The organism is Pseudomonas sp. HS6-2 (assembly GCF_049325675.2).
GTDB classification, from domain to species: Bacteria; Pseudomonadota; Gammaproteobacteria; order Pseudomonadales; family Pseudomonadaceae; genus Aquipseudomonas; species Aquipseudomonas putida_N.
In genome coordinates this window covers 5,015,039-5,028,926 of record NZ_CM143906.1, presented here as the reverse complement: position 1 = coordinate 5,028,926, position 13,888 = coordinate 5,015,039, and the positions used below count along the sequence as shown (strand labels likewise).

At 64.3% G+C, this 13,888-nt stretch carries 12 protein-coding genes; 3 read left to right on the top strand and 9 right to left on the bottom strand.

Annotated elements, in window-relative coordinates; genetic code table 11:
* The first annotated feature begins 177 nt into the window (after positions 1–177).
* Positions 178–381, top strand: a complete 204-nt coding sequence (locus ACOKS3_RS23460; protein WP_103449372.1) for a hypothetical protein — start codon at positions 178–180, stop codon at positions 379–381.
* Between the two features lie 70 nt (positions 382–451).
* Here the strand turns inward: ACOKS3_RS23460 and cmoB are convergent, their stop codons facing one another.
* The 7 genes from cmoB to ACOKS3_RS23425 all read right to left on the bottom strand — a co-directional run bounded on the left by cmoB (position 452) and on the right by ACOKS3_RS23425 (position 11,393).
* A complete protein-coding gene (gene cmoB / locus ACOKS3_RS23455; RefSeq protein ID WP_422764506.1) occupies positions 452–1,408 on the bottom strand; it encodes a tRNA 5-methoxyuridine(34)/uridine 5-oxyacetic acid(34) synthase CmoB in 957 nt (318 codons plus the stop codon).
* The gene (gene cmoA, locus ACOKS3_RS23450; protein ID WP_103449374.1) at positions 1,405–2,148 is read right to left on the bottom strand and encodes a carboxy-S-adenosyl-L-methionine synthase CmoA; all 744 of its coding nucleotides are present in this window, start codon (positions 2,146–2,148) and stop codon (positions 1,405–1,407) included. The genes cmoB and cmoA overlap by 4 nt, the downstream gene beginning before the upstream one ends.
* Before the next feature lie 89 nt (positions 2,149–2,237).
* Positions 2,238–2,630, bottom strand: coding sequence for a protease inhibitor I42 family protein (locus tag ACOKS3_RS23445; RefSeq protein WP_103449375.1), 393 nt, complete (start codon positions 2,628–2,630; stop codon positions 2,238–2,240).
* Positions 2,631–2,738: 108 nt separating this feature from the next.
* Positions 2,739–5,159: an endopeptidase La gene (gene lon, locus ACOKS3_RS23440; RefSeq protein ID WP_422764505.1), complete on the bottom strand. Its 2,421-nt coding sequence runs from the start codon at positions 5,157–5,159 to the stop codon at positions 2,739–2,741.
* A 159-nt stretch (positions 5,160–5,318) separates the two neighbouring features.
* Complete coding sequence (locus tag ACOKS3_RS23435) at positions 5,319–7,730, bottom strand: glucose/quinate/shikimate family membrane-bound PQQ-dependent dehydrogenase (RefSeq protein ID WP_422764504.1); 2,412 nt, start codon at positions 7,728–7,730, stop codon at positions 5,319–5,321.
* A gap of 42 nt (positions 7,731–7,772) precedes the next feature.
* Complete coding sequence (locus ACOKS3_RS23430) at positions 7,773–9,119, bottom strand: carbohydrate porin (protein ID WP_103449378.1); 1,347 nt, start codon at positions 9,117–9,119, stop codon at positions 7,773–7,775.
* A 222-nt stretch (positions 9,120–9,341) separates the two neighbouring features.
* Entirely contained in the window at positions 9,342–11,393 is a 2,052-nt protein-coding gene (locus ACOKS3_RS23425; protein WP_103449379.1) for a TonB-dependent receptor, read from the bottom strand.
* 165 nt (positions 11,394–11,558) lie between these two features.
* Here ACOKS3_RS23425 and ACOKS3_RS23420 point away from each other — a divergent pair, with 165 nt between their 5' ends.
* Together ACOKS3_RS23420 and ACOKS3_RS23415 are read left to right on the top strand one after the other, a co-directional pair.
* Positions 11,559–11,780: a VF530 family protein gene (locus ACOKS3_RS23420; RefSeq protein ID WP_023378991.1), complete on the top strand. Its 222-nt coding sequence runs from the start codon at positions 11,559–11,561 to the stop codon at positions 11,778–11,780.
* 1 nt (position 11,781) lies between these two features.
* Positions 11,782–12,417: a Pr6Pr family membrane protein gene (locus ACOKS3_RS23415; protein ID WP_422764503.1), complete on the top strand. Its 636-nt coding sequence runs from the start codon at positions 11,782–11,784 to the stop codon at positions 12,415–12,417.
* A 111-nt stretch (positions 12,418–12,528) separates the two neighbouring features.
* Here ACOKS3_RS23415 and ACOKS3_RS23410 read toward each other — a convergent pair whose 3' ends face one another.
* Both ACOKS3_RS23410 and ACOKS3_RS23405 read right to left on the bottom strand, forming a co-directional pair.
* Positions 12,529–13,287 carry a siderophore-interacting protein gene (locus ACOKS3_RS23410; RefSeq protein ID WP_103449381.1) on the bottom strand — a complete coding sequence of 253 codons (759 nt, stop codon included), beginning with the start codon at positions 13,285–13,287 and terminating at the stop codon, positions 12,529–12,531.
* The gene (locus ACOKS3_RS23405; RefSeq protein WP_103449382.1) at positions 13,280–13,825 is read right to left on the bottom strand and encodes a PadR family transcriptional regulator; all 546 of its coding nucleotides are present in this window, start codon (positions 13,823–13,825) and stop codon (positions 13,280–13,282) included. Before ACOKS3_RS23405 ends, ACOKS3_RS23410 begins: the two co-directional genes overlap by 8 nt.
* Positions 13,826–13,888: the final 63 nt, after the last annotated feature.

The following is a 13,888-nucleotide window of genomic DNA, read 5'->3' as shown; positions in this document are numbered from 1 at the left end:
GCAGGATGTTACGGCATGCGAATGGCCTGTCGGCTTAGATAACGGATTTGTAATCCTGGCGTTATCTGGCTGTCTGCCAAGGCCACATTGCAAGACTGTAATGCCCGCCTCACCTTGGCGTTAGCTGCCGATGGATACGATTGCCCTGTCTGATCGGTTATCAACGAGGCAAGCACGATGAACCTGAGCAAATACCTGCTGCTGGCGACCCTCGCCCTGGGCAGCGCCAGTGTCTACGCCGAAGGCGGCGCCGAACGTTCCCAGCAGTTCTGGCAAGCATTCCGCCAGGATCAGGAGCGCCTGCACGGCGACAAGCAACAGGCTGTCGCCGAGCGCGAACGCAAGGCGCAGGAGAAGGCCCGCGAGGTGGCCAAGGACTAAGGCAACAGCAGCTGTGCCGGCACTGCTCCCCGGCACAGGTGTGATTCGGGCGTCCACATGGACGCCTTTTTTATTTGCGCGCCAGCAGGGTGGCGCGGCGCGGGGCGGGCAAGCCTTCGATGGTCTTGCTGTGGTCGTTCGGGTCGAGGAAGTCGCCCAGCGACTGATAGCGCATCCATTCGGTGCTGCGCTGTTCCTCGACGCTGGTGACGCTCACGTCGACGCAGCGCACATCGGTGAAACCGGCGCGGCGCAACCAGCGCTCCAGGGCCGGTACCGACGGCAGGTACCAGACGTTGCGCATCTGCGCGTAACGGTCTTCGGGCACCAGCACCTGGTTTTCGTCGCCCTCGATCACCAGGGTTTCCAGCACCAGTTCGCCGCCTTTGACCAGGCAGTCCTTGAGCGCCAGCAGGTGTTCGATGGGCGAGCGGCGGTGGTAGAACACGCCCATGGAGAACACGGTGTCGAAGCCTTCGAGGTTGGCCGGCAGCTCTTCCAAGGCGAACGGCAGGTGCCAGGCGGGCAGGTCGGGCAGGTATTGCTGCACAGCCTGGAACTGGCAGAAGAACAGCCAGTTGGGGTCGACGCCGACGACCATGTCGGCACCGGCACCGAGCATGCGCCACTGGTAGTAACCGTTGCCGCAGCCGACATCGAGCACGCGCTTGCCCTTGAGGTCGAGGTGCGGGCCGACCCGCGACCACTTCCAGTCCGAGCGCCATTCGGTATCGACATGCACGCCGAACAGGTCGAACGGCCCCTTGCGCCAGGGCGACAGGCCCATCAGCGCCTGGCGCATTTGCGCGCGGGTGGCGTCATCGCACGCGCAATCCAGGCGCAGGCCGTCGACCAGGTCGATTTCGCTGGGCTGCAGGGCTGGCAACGCGTCGAGCGCACCGCGCCAGCGGTCGAGGTCGCCGTGGCCTTTTTCCAGCTTGGCTTCCAGTTGTGCTTGCAGGCCCTGGGACCAGGAAGCCAGGGGCGTGCCCGCCAGGCGGCGGACGAGGGGGGACAGATCGATCATGGCAGGGCTATCAGCGAGGTAAAGTTGAGGCATTGGAACCACGGCACCACCTTGGTGAAACCGGCCGCATGCAGGCGTTCCTTATGGGCTTGCAGGGTGTCGGGCTTCATCACGTTCTCGATGGCGCTGCGTTTCTGGGCGATTTCCAGTTCGCTGTAGCCATTGGCCCGCTTGAAGTCCAGGTGCAGTTCGTTGAGCAGCGACTGTTCCTCGTCATCGGCGAAACGCAGTTTCTCCGAGAGGATCAGCGCGCCGCCGGGCAGCAGTGCCTGGCGGATCTGGCCGAGCAGCGCCAGACGTCGTTCAGGGGCGATGAACTGCAGGGTGAAGTTCATCGCCACCACCGAGGCCGGTTCGAAGGGCAGGGTGAGGATGTCGGCTTCCAGCACGTCGACCGGCAGCAGTTCCTGGAACATCGAATCCTGGGCGGTCAGGTACTGGCGGCAACGCTCGACCATGGCGGCGGAGTTGTCCACCGCGATCACCCGGCAGCCGTCGCTGCGCACATGGCGGCGCAGCGCCTGGGTGACGGCACCCAGGGAAGCGCCCAAGTCGTACAGCGCCGTGTTCGGCTGGGCGAAGCGCGCCGCCAGCACGCCGAGGTTTTCGACGATGGTCGGATAACCGGGCACCGAGCGCTTGATCATGTCCGGGAACACGCGCACCACGTCTTCGTTGAACACGAAGTCGGGGACTTGCTCCAGAGGTTGGGCGAAAAGGCGGTCGGGTTGTTTGCTCACGGTGAATCCAGGCGGCTGACGATAGGCAGGGCCGGCATTCTAGCCAAACCGCGGCGTGGATGCATGGTTGGCTGACCAGCGCTCTGCGTTTAGTTGACCCGGATGGCGCAATCGAAGGTCTGTACCGGGCGCACTTCCGGAGCCCAGGGTTGCTGGTAGACCAGCACCAGGTGGCCTTCACCGGCAGTGCGGGCCTGGTAGCGCCAGGTCGAGATGCCCGAGCTGCCGACGATACCGGCGTCCTCGGGGGCACTGTAGACCTCAGGGCCCAGGCTTTGCAGCACGTTGGATGCAGGGTTCTGTACCAGCCAGCGGTAGCCGGTGGTGGGGTTGCTGGGCAGGGTCAGGGTGAGGCTCTGGCCGACCTGCAGGCGCTTGGGGCATTCGCTTTCGGCGTCCAGTTCGACGGTTTGTTTTGGCTGCTGGGCGCAGGCAGCGAGCAGGGCGAGGCTCAGGGGAACGAGCAGACGAGATGCGGTCATGGTGGCTCCGGAGGCTGGCGATGGCCTGAGGATACCCGATGCTGGTGGGGTTTTGTGTTGTCAGTGCTGGCCTCTTCGCGGGTTCACCCGCGAAGAGGCCGGTGCAGGTCAGAACAGGACTTTGGCCACGTCGGAGAAGCGCTTTGCGAAATGTACGGTCAGGCCTTCACGCAGGTAGTCCGGCAGTTCTTCGAAGTCCCCGCGGTTCGGCTCCGGCAGGATCAGCTCGAAGATCTTCTGCCGCCGCGCCGCGATCACTTTCTCGCGCACGCCGCCAATCGGCAGTACCTGGCCGGTGAGGGTGAGCTCGCCAGTCATGGCCACGCCTTTTTTCGGCGCCTGGTCGCGGGCCAGCGACAGCAGCGCGCTGGCCATGGTGATACCGGCGCTTGGGCCGTCCTTGGGCGTGGCGCCTTCGGGTACATGCAGGTGAATGAACGCTTCGTTGAAGAAACCGGGGTCACCACCAAACTGCTTGAGGTTGGAGCTGACATAGCTGTAGGCGATTTCAGCGGATTCCTTCATCACATCACCCAGCTTGCCGGTGAGCTTGAAGCCGCGGTTCAGGGTGTGGATGCGCGTCGCCTCGATCGGCAGGGTCGCACCGCCCATGCTGGTCCAGGCAAGGCCGGTAATCACGCCTTTGCCAGATAGCACCTGCTCGCTGCGGAACACCGGCATGCCCAGGGCGGCTTCCAGGTCCTTGTTGCCGATCTTGAGCTTGGCGTCCGGGGCTTCCAGCAGCTTGACCACGGCCTTGCGCACCAGCTTGCCCAGCTGTTTTTCCAGCTGGCGCACCCCGGCTTCACGGGCGTAGCCCTCGATCACCGTGCGCAGGGCGCTATCGCTGATGCTCAGGCTGGCCTTGGCCACGCCGGCCTTTTCCAGCTGCTTGGGCCACAGGTGGCGCTTGGCGATGGCCAGCTTCTCTTCGGTGATGTAGCCGGACAGGCGGATCACCTCCATGCGGTCGAGCAGCGGCCCGGGGATCGAGTCCAGGGTGTTGGCCGTGCACACGAACAGCACCTTGGACAGGTCCAGGCGCAGGTCCAGATAGTGGTCGAGGAAATCGACGTTCTGCTCCGGGTCGAGGGTTTCCAGCAGCGCCGAGGCCGGGTCGCCCTGGTAGCTCTGGCCCATCTTGTCGATCTCGTCGAGCATGATCACCGGGTTCATCACCTCGACTTCCTTCAGCGCCTGCACCAGCTTGCCCGGCTGGGCGCCGATGTAGGTGCGGCGGTGGCCCTTGATCTCGGCCTCGTCGCGCATGCCACCGACGCTGAAGCGGTAGAACGGCCGGCCGAGGGATTCGGCGATGGACTTGCCGATGCTGGTCTTGCCCACCCCGGGCGGGCCCACCAGCAGCACGATCGAGCCGCTGATCTCGCCCTTCCAGGCGCCGACGGCGAGGAATTCGAGGATGCGCTCCTTGATGTCATCCAGGCCGGCGTGGTGTTGGTCGAGCACCTTGCGCGCATGCTTGAGGTCGAGCTTGTCCTTGCCGTACACGCCCCAGGGCAGGGCGGTGGCCCATTCCAGGTAATTGCGGGTGACGGCGTATTCGGGCGAACCGGTCTCGAGGATGGCCAGCTTGCCCATTTCTTCGTCGATGCGCTTTTGGGCCTGCTCGGGCAGTGTCTTGCCGGCAAGGCGCTGCTCGAACTGTTCGAGGTCGGCGCTGCGGTCGTCCTTGGTCAGGCCCAGCTCCTGCTGGATGACCTTGAGCTGCTCCTTGAGGAAGAACTCACGCTGGTGCTCGCCGATCTGCCGGTTGACCTCGGCGGAAATCTCGTTTTGCAGGCGCGCGACCTCGACCTCCTTGCGCAGCATCGGCAGGACCTTTTCCATGCGCTTGAGCATGGGCACGCAGTCGAGCACTTCCTGCAGCTGGTTGCCGGTGGCGGAGGTGAGCGCGGCGGCGAAGTCGGTGAGTGGCGACGGGTCGTTGGGGCTGAAGCGGTTGAGGTAATTCTTCAGTTCTTCGCTGTACAGCGGGTTGAGCGGCAGCAGTTCCTTGATCGCATTGATCAGCGCCATGCCGTAGGCCTTGACCTCGTCAGTCGGCTCGGCCGGCTGGCGCGGATATTCGACCTCGACCAGGTACGGCGGGCGATGGTGCTTGAGCCAGGTGCGGATGCGCACCCGGGTCAGACCCTGGGCGACGAACTGCAATTTGCCGTTCTCGCGGCTGGCGTGGTGCACCTTGACCAGGGTGCCGTACTCCGGCAGGGCCGAGGTGTCGAAATGGCGGTGGTCTTCCGGCGGGGTGTCCATGAAGAACAGTGCCAGCGAGTGGTGCTCGGTCTTGGCTACCAGGTCGAGGGTTTCGGCCCAGGGTTCTTCGTTGACGATCACCGGCAGCACTTGCGCGGGGAAGAACGGGCGATTGTGGATCGGGATCACGTAGACCTTGTCCGGCAATTGCTGGCCGGGCAGGGCGAGGGCGTGGCCGGCATGGGCCTGGGTGTCGAGCTGTTCGACTGCGCTGTGTTCGTCGGGTTGTTCCGGGAAATCCTGCTGGTCGCTCATGGGGCACCTGCGTGAATGACTATGGTGCTTAGATGGGGCGGGGGGGGAAGGGTTTCAATGGTAGACGAAGGGCGCAGGGGCAGGGTTTCATCTTTGCAGGCCTGTACCGGCAGCAACGCCGGTACAGGTAATTGAGCCCCTGAGCGGGGCTCGGTGGGATCACTGAGCCAATTTGTAAGCGATGATGTAATCGCCCATCTTCGTGCCCAGCGAGCCATGGCCGCCGGCAACGATCAGCACGTACTGCTTGCCGTCCTTGCCGGTATAGGTCATCGGCGTGGCCTGGCCACCCGCTGGCAGGCGGGCTTTCCACAGTTCCTTGCCGTTGTTCACGTCATAGGCGCGCAGGTACTGGTCGAGGGTACCGCTGAGGAAGCCGACGCCACCGGCGGTGACGATCGAACCGCCCATGCTCGGTACGCCCACCGGCATGCCGATCGGCACCGGGGTGCTGTCACGGGTAGTGCCGTTCTTGCGCTTCCACACCACCTTGTTGGTGAACAGGTCGATGGCCGCCACATAACCCCAGGCGGGTGCCTGGCACGGGATGCCGATCGGCGACATGAACGGGTGCATGATCACCGCATACGGCGCGCCAGTGTTCGGCTGTACACCGCTGGTCTCGCTTTCGCGCTTGCTGCCTGCGGCCACCTGCTCACGTGGCACCATCTTCGACACGAAGGCCATGTAGTTGGGTGAGGTGAACAGCAGTTGGCGCACCGGGTCGACCGACACGCTGCCCCAGTTGAACACGCCGACGTTGCCCGGGTAGATCAGGCTGCCCTGTTCGGACGGCGGGGTGTACTGGCCTTCGTAGCGCAGCTCGCGGAATTGGATGCGGCACAGCATCTGGTCGAACGGCGTGGCGCCCCACATGGCCTGTTCGGTCAGCTCTGGGCCAAGCAGGTTGAGGTCGGAGCGGGCCTGGGTCGGTGCGGTGTGGTCACCCTTGACCGCGCCCTGCGGGACCGGGACCTCGCGGATCGGCACGATCGGCGTGCCGTCGCGGCGGTCGAGCACGTACAGGCTGCCCTGCTTGGTCGGCACGATGATCGCCGGCTTCACGTCGTCCTTGGTCTTCAGGTGCACCAGGGTCGGCTGGCTGCCGACGTCCATGTCCCACAGGTCGTGGTGGGTGAACTGGTAGTTCCAGCGGGCCTTGCCGGTGGCCAGGTCCAGGGCGACCACGCCGGCGCTGTACTTCTCGGCGCCTGGGGTGCGGTCGGCGCCCCACTGGTCAGGGGTCTGGTTGCCAAGCGGCAGGTAGACCATCCCCAGGTCTTCGTCGACGCTGGCCAGCGACCACATGTTGGCCGAGTTGCGGCTGTACATCTTGCCTGGGGCCAGCGGTTTGGTGTCGTCCGGGTTGTTGCTGTCCCAGTTCCACACCAGGTGGCCGTCGTGCACGTCGTAGGCGCGAATCACGCCGGACGGTTCGTTGGTCGACTCGTTGTCGGTCACATGGCCGCCGATGATCACCAGGCTGCGGGTGATCGCCACCGGCGAGGTGGAGTAGTAGCCACCGGCAGTGAACGGGCCAATGCCCGTGGTCAGGTCGATCGCGCCCTGGTTGGCGAAGCCTTCGCAGACCTTGCCGTTGTCGGCGTTGATGGCGATCAGGCGGGCGTCGGCGGTCGGCAGGTAGAGGCGGCGTGGGCAGGCCTGGGCCACGGCCTGGCCTGCGTCGGACACCTTTGGAGCTGGGCTGCCGTCGCGGCTGACGTAGCTGTTCTCGTCATAGTACGAGACGCCACGGCAGGTCATGTGGGCGAAGCCCTTGAAGGTGCCGACGGGGGTCTTGATCTGCGGGTCGTAGCGCCAGATCTCGGCACCGGTGTCCGGGTCCAGGGCCAGCACCTTGCTGTGGGCCGTGCAGGCATAGAGCATGCCGTTGGCCTTCAGCGGGGTGTTTTCGTTGGTCAGCTCGACCGGGTCGTTGTCGGTCGGCAGGTCGCCGGTGCGGATCCGCCAGGCTTCTTCCAGGCGGTAGGCGTTCTGCGGGGTGATCTGGCGCAGCGGCGAATAGCGGTCGCCGTGCTCGGTGCGGCCATAGGCCTGCCAGTCGCCATCCGGCATGGCCGGTGCGGCGCTGCCCATTTCGCTGTTGTCGCGGCCCAGTTCGCCGAACACTTCACCCGGGTGAGTGAACTGGCTGCCCAGGGCGCAGGCGCCGGAAGCCAGCACGGCAACGCTCAGCAGCGCGGTGTTGGCCTTGGCGGCAGGGCCGGTCAGCGGGCGCCGGGCCCACGGCAGCAGCAGCACCACGCCGATGGCGAACCAAATGGCCAGGCGCGGCACCAGTTGCCACCAGTCCAGGCCCACTTCGAGCATGGCCCATACCGTGCTGCCCAGCAGTACCAGGCCATACAGGCCCAGGGCGATGCGGCGCTTGGCCAGCAGCAGGGCGCCCGACAGGGCAAAGCCGATACCGGCGATCAGGTAGTACAGCGATCCGCCCAGCTGGCTCAGCTTGATGCCGCCGGCCAGCAGGGCCAGGCCCATCAGCAACAGCAGCACGCCCATCAGGCGTGGCAGCCAGCGGGTTCCTTGGTTGGCACCGTCAGTGCTCATCGTAGGTTCTCCCTTTAATGAAGGTGGTCAGTGTGAAAGTGGTCAGAAAGTGCTTTGGATTTTCAGGCCGCCGATCAGCGCGCTGTCGACCTGCGACACCCCGCCCGGATGGCGGATGTACTGCAGGTTCGGGCGCACCGTGAGCCAGTCGGCCAGGTGAATGCCGTAATAGAGTTCGGCGCTGTACTCGGTGTCTTGCACCGGCAGGTAGCCCGGGTTGTCGTAGTCGTCGAGGCCCGCCACCTGATTGGCCAGGCGGGCATTCTTGCGGTAGGCCGGGTTGGCGTGCACGCGGGCGACGGCGAAGCCGATGTCGTCCTTGGCGCGGGCGTCGAAGGGGCCTTTGTATACCAGTCCAGCTTGAACATAGTTATCGATGACATTGGTCTTCTTGTCGTGCACCGTGGCGTTGGCGAACAGACTCAGGCCGCGCGACTGGTCGGACGCCAGCGAGGTGACCTGCTGCTGGGCCCCGAGCCACATGCCGTGCTTGCTCGAACTGCTGCGGTAAGCGGCGCCACTGAGGGCGGCCGGCTGGCCGTTGCTGTCCTTGAGAACATCCTGTGCCTTGGCATTACTGTAGTAGTAGCCGGCGCGATATTCCCCTTTCAGGCCGTTCAAGCTTGGGCTCCATACCAGTTCGACCGGCATGACCGCACCCTGGGTGCCGCTGCCGCTGAGCTTGAAGCCGTTGCCCGATTCGAGGTTGGACGGGTTTTGCTCATACACGCCAACTTGGGCGTACAGTTCAGGGCTGAGGTTGTAGCGAACGCGCATGGCCCACTGGCTGACCGGCCAGTTGTACCAGATGCCGCCGACCCAGTTGCCCACCTGCGAGCCGCAGAAGGCCAGGTTCTGGAAGTCGCAGGGGAAGCTGTTGAAATCCTCGCCTTCGCCGAAACGGCCGACTTTCACGTCCAGGGCGCCGTCGAAGTACTTCTGCTTGATCCACATTTGCGTGAGCCGCCAGGTTTCGCCACGGCCCCAGACTTCCTGGGCCGAAGTGAAGCCGCCGACCCGCGGGTCGTTGATGCGGTCGTTGCTGATGTTGTCGCCGTGACGCTCGGTGACGGTCAGCTGGAACTCGGTGTCGTTCCAGCCGAGGATCTTCTCCAGGTCCAGGTGGCTGCCGAAGGTGAACTGGTCGCTGTAGCGTGCCGTGCGGTCGTGGTCGTAGCCGCCGTGCAGGTTGCTGCCCATCTCGCCGGTGTAGCCGAGGGTGAAGTCGTAGCCTTTCTGCAGCAGCTCGGTGCGGGTGCCACCCCAGTCGCCGAACATCCATGGAGAGTCCTTGGCGAAGGGTTCGCTGGCGCTGGCCGCGTTCGGCAGGCTGGTGGTGAGGGCAATGAGGGCAAAGCCGGTGTAGCGGGTCTTGGGCAGTTGGAGCATGAGATAGCGCTATCTTTTGATTGTTGAGCAAACGGCAAGTGCACCGAGGAGCGGACTCTTCGATGGAAGTGGCAATTGGGAGTGCTGGATGAAGCGATTCAGCTTGCGGCGGGGAGGATATAGGGGAAGTTGTAAGAAAAAAAGACAAAATGTCGCAGTTGATTGTTGCTGATCCGGTAACAGTCAGCGCAGAAAGGGGGCTGCCGAGCAGCCCCATGCGCTTTAGAAGGTGGTCCGCAGTCCAACTTCCACACTGCGCCCCGGCGCTGGCGCGATATCCCGCAGGATCGAACTCGCATAGCGCACGGTCTGGTCGGTCAGGTTCTCGCCGCGCACAAAGGCCAGCCACTGGCTCTGGCCGATGCCGAAACGGTAGCCGACGCTGGCCCCGAGCGTGGTGTAGCCATCGCTGCTGGTCTCGTTCTCAGGCTTGCGGTGCTGCGATGCGGCATGCTGCACATCGACCCGTGCCTGCCAGCGGTCCAGTTCCCATACGAGCCCGCTGTTCAGCCGCAGCGGGGCAATCCGCGGCAGTGGCTCGCCGCTGTCGAGGTTCTTGGCCCGGGTGTAGTCGCCGGACAGCTCCAGCGCGAAGCTGCCATAGCGGTTCTCGAGCAGCTTCCAGCGGTCTTGTGCCTCGATGCCGTAGAAGCGCGCACGCACGCCCTGGTATTGGTACTCGGGGAAGCCGCCATCGTCATGATCGTGGTCGTGGTCGTGATCATCCTCGCCATGGTCGTGATCATGGCCTTCACGCAGGTTACCCGTGCCGATCAGGCCGATATAGTTGCGCAAGTGGCTGTAGAACACCCCGACGCTGCCCTTGTGGGTGCCATTGTCGAAGCGCAGGGCCAGGTCGGCGGAAATTGCCTTTTCCTTGTTCAGGCTGGCATCACCAACTTCATACGCGCCGGTGGCCACATGGGCACCATTGGCATAGAGCTCGTAGAACGTCGGGGCGCGCTCGGTGTAGCCGAGGTTGGCCGCCAGAGACCAGGTCGGGTCGAGCTGGTACACAGCGCCCGAGGACAGGCTGAAGGCGTTGAAGCTGCTGGCGCTGTCGGTCTCGACGAAGTTCTCGTTGCCCTTGGCATCGGGGTCGACGCGGGTGTGTTCCAGGCGTGCGCCAAGGCTCAGGTTCAGGCGCTCGGTGGTTTGCCACTGCTCGAGCATGAACAGCGCCAGGCTGTCGGTGTCGGTGTGCGGGACGAAGGCTTCCTCGCCCAGTGCCGAGAACTCGTTGCGGCTGACCTGTGCGCCAATCACGCCTTCAAGCGGCCCGAGCGGCTGATGACGGGCTTCGATGCGGGCTTCGTAGCCCTTGTTCTTGAAGGTGGTGTGCACCTCACCTTCTTCGATCTCGCTGTGCTCGTAGTCGGTGTAGCCGGCATCGACCTTGACCGAGCTGAACGGGCCCTCCAGGTCACGCAGTTCCGAGGCAAAGGCGTAGTGGTCCTGCTTCATGTCCAGGCGCACGCCGGACTCGGCCACCGAGCCGTAGTTGCTGTCGTAGCGGCTGTAGGACAAGCCGGCATAGCCATGCTCCCAGTTGTAGGAACCGCCGATCGCGCCACCGTCCTGGCGGCCGTCGCTGTTTTCCAGGCGGTGGCGACTGCCTGGCGCGTCGGGGTCACGGACCTTGGCGCTCTGCGCGTAGCCGGGAATACGCAGGTCATTGAATTGACGGCTATTGGCGTCCAGGTGCAAGGCGAAAGTGCCGTCACCGGCTTCCAGTTTGCCGGCACTGCTGCGGGTGGTGTCGGCGCCGCCGTAGCGCAGTTCGCCAGCGCCGTGGATGCCCTCGATCGGCGAGTCAGGAATGCGGTTGTCGAAGGTGTTGATCACGCCGCCGATGGCATTGCCGCCATATAGCAGGGCAGCCGGACCGCGGACGATTTCCACGCGCTCGACCGTGACCGGGTCCAGCGGCACTGCGTGGTCATAGGACAGCGACGAGGCATCCAGGGCACCCACGCCATTGCGCAGGATGCGAATGCGGTCGCCATCCAGGCCGCGAATCACCGGGCGGCTGGCGCCAGGGCCGAACCAGGTGGAGGCTACACCGGGTTGCTTGTTCAGGGTTTCACCGAGGCTGCCGTGTTGCTGTTGCAGCAGGTCGTCACCTTCAAGCACGGTGCTGGGGGCAGCCAGTTGACGGTTGCCCAGTGGGTTGGCGGTGATGACCTGGGGTTCCAGTTCCACGGCTTGGCTGGGTGATGAGGCGAGCCACAGGGCGACAGCGAGGGGGCAGAGGCGGAGCGGGATGTACAGCATGGGGAAGAGGCGTTCCTTGGCAGATGCTTTTGTGTTGTTACAATATAACATCACTATTTCAGCACAGAGGTTTTGCCCCTGGCCAGTGGTTTTTCCGCAGACAACACGCATCCCACCCGCCACTACACTCGTGTAAGGTGCGCATCTTTCCTACGGAGCACTGGCATGAGCACGGCCCAACACAACGCGTTGCACGGCAAGACCCTCGAACAGATCCTCACCGAACTGGTGGCGCACTACCAATGGCAGGGCCTGGCCGAACGCGTTGATGTGCGCTGCTTCAAGAGCAACCCGAGCATCAAGTCGAGCCTGACCTTCCTGCGCAAGACGCCGTGGGCGCGGGAGAAGGTCGAGCAGTTGTACGTGAAGCTGCAGCGCCAGGCCTGACATGCCACGGCGCCCCTGGCTGACGTCGATGGCGTTGCTTGGCTGGTTCGGCCTCACGGTGCAGGTCTACCTGGTGCTGCTGGCGCGCTGGCAGGAACAGGCCAGCCTGATTGGCGGGCTGATCAATGTGTTCGGTTACTTCACGGTGCTGACCAATACCCTGGTGGCGACAGTGCTCAGCTACGCGGCTTTTGGCCGAGAGTCAGCGGCCGGGCGCTGGTTTCTGTCGCCATCGGTGAGTTCTGCGGTGGCGGCCAGCATCGTGCTGGTGGCGTTGGCTTACAGCTTGCTGCTGCGACACCTGTGGCAGCCCGAAGGTTGGCAGTGGCTGGCGGATGAACTGCTGCATGATGTGATGCCGCTGCTGTTCGCTTTGTACTGGTGGTTCGAGGTGCCCAAGGGCAGCCTGCGGCTCTGGCATTTGATGGTGTGGGCGCTGTACCCGGCGGTGTATTTCGCCTATGCGCTGTGGCGGGGGAGTGAGATCGGCGCGTATGCCTACCCGTTCATCGATGTGGCGAGCCTGGGGTATGGGCAAGTAATGCTAAATGCCCTCGGGGTTTTGGCGGGGTTCTGGGGGATTGGCCTGGTGTTGCTAGGGCTGGACCGGTGGCGGGGAAAGCATGGCATTGATTAGCCTGTACCGGCCCTCTGGCGGGTCACGCCCGCTCCTACAGGGGATCGCGTAACGTTGTAGGTGCGGCGGTCCGACTTGTCCCGCGAAAGGGCCGGTGCAGCAGAGAGCAGATCACTCGTCGTCCGCAGTCCCGTCGGCACGCCAGTAAGCGGCGGCCTTCAAGGCATCTTCTGCCACGCCTTTGTCCAGCAACAATGCCTTGGCCAGCCGAGTCAGTGACTTCTCGAGCGCCACCCAGCTGTACAGCTTACCTTCCGGCAACGCCAGATCCTTGAGCAACGCCAGCAGGTCCTTATCCCGCTTGACCCAGATGACTTCGACCTGCGCTGCGCTCGGCAACGGCTGCCGCTCCTGCTCATCCTCGATCTGGATCACCGCCAGCACCCGACGCCCCGCCGGCAGTTCCTCCAGTCGTCGGCCAATCGCCGGAATTGCCGTCTCGTCACCCACCAGCAGGTAGCTGTCGAAGATATCCGGCACTACCATCGAAGCCCGTGGCCCGGCGATGTTCAGCGTCTGCCCAGGTTTCGCCTGGGCCGCCCAGGTCGAAGCTGGGCCGTCGCCGTGCAGCACGAAATCGATGTCCAGTTCGTGGGCCACCAGGTCGATACGGCGCGGCGTGTACTCGCGCATGGTCGGCCGGGCGCCGCCGTCACGGCCCAGGTTGCGGGCGTCGATGGCCTGCTGCTGCTCGGCCGTTTCAGCGAACAGCAGTTTGATGTGGTCGTCACTGCCCAGGCTGGTGAAGCCCTGCAGCTCGGCGCCACCGAGGGTGATGCGGCGCATGCGCGGGGTGAGGTCGGTGACTCGCAGCACCTGCAGGCGACGTTGGCGGATTTCGTGGTTGACGCGGTGAATGGTGTCACTCATGGGGGTTCTCCCTGACTGGATCGGCCGGCCCGGAGGCGATGGCCTTGGCAGTGTCGTTGAGCAGGTTGCGCACCCGATCGATTTCTTCCGGCGTCCAGCGGCCACTGTGCATGTGCAGGGCATGGCGCAGGTTGCCGACCGCTTCGTGGATTTCCGGCGGGCGGTCGTGGCCACGCAGGGCGCGCTTGCTGACTTCGATGCGCATGCGCACGCCATCCAGGGCGACGGCCTGATCGGCCAGCGCGTTACGGCCGGCAGCGGTGATGGCGTACAGGCGTTTGCTGCCGTGCACCTGGCCGCTGATCAACTCGGCTTCTTCGAGGAAATTGAGGGTGGGGTAGATCACGCCGGGGCTCGGCGTGTAGCTGCCATCGAACAGGTTCTCGATCTGGCGGATCAGGTCATAGCCGTGGCCCGGTTGCTCGGCCAGCATCGACAGCATCAGCAGTTTGAGGTCACCCGGGGCGAAAACCCGCGGGCCACGCTCGCCTCGGGCGGGGCGGCGTTCAAAAGGGTCATGTGCGTAATGGTCACGCATTTAGAGGCTCCCTGTGTTTCGATATATCGCAAGATATTACTCAAGATATATCTAAACACAAGC

Excerpts from the sequence above, each read along its gene's own strand:
- ACOKS3_RS23410 (WP_103449381.1), bottom strand. The coding sequence starts at position 13,287 with ATGAGTGACACCATTCACCGCGTCAACCACGAAATCCGCCAACGTCGC.
- ACOKS3_RS23435 (WP_422764504.1), bottom strand. The coding sequence starts at position 7,730 with ATGAGCACTGACGGTGCCAACCAAGGAACCCGCTGGCTGCCACGCCTG.
- ACOKS3_RS23460 (WP_103449372.1), top strand. The coding sequence starts at position 178 with ATGAACCTGAGCAAATACCTGCTGCTGGCGACCCTCGCCCTGGGCAGC.
- ACOKS3_RS23430 (WP_103449378.1), bottom strand. The coding sequence starts at position 9,119 with ATGCTCCAACTGCCCAAGACCCGCTACACCGGCTTTGCCCTCATTGCC.
- ACOKS3_RS23425 (WP_103449379.1), bottom strand. The coding sequence starts at position 11,393 with ATGCTGTACATCCCGCTCCGCCTCTGCCCCCTCGCTGTCGCCCTGTGG.
- ACOKS3_RS23445 (WP_103449375.1), bottom strand. The coding sequence starts at position 2,630 with ATGACCGCATCTCGTCTGCTCGTTCCCCTGAGCCTCGCCCTGCTCGCT.
- ACOKS3_RS23405 (WP_103449382.1), bottom strand. The coding sequence starts at position 13,825 with ATGCGTGACCATTACGCACATGACCCTTTTGAACGCCGCCCCGCCCGA.
- ACOKS3_RS23415 (WP_422764503.1), top strand. The coding sequence starts at position 11,782 with ATGCCACGGCGCCCCTGGCTGACGTCGATGGCGTTGCTTGGCTGGTTC.
- lon (WP_422764505.1), bottom strand. The coding sequence starts at position 5,159 with ATGAGCGACCAGCAGGATTTCCCGGAACAACCCGACGAACACAGCGCA.
- cmoB (WP_422764506.1), bottom strand. The coding sequence starts at position 1,408 with ATGATCGATCTGTCCCCCCTCGTCCGCCGCCTGGCGGGCACGCCCCTG.
- ACOKS3_RS23420 (WP_023378991.1), top strand. The coding sequence starts at position 11,559 with ATGAGCACGGCCCAACACAACGCGTTGCACGGCAAGACCCTCGAACAG.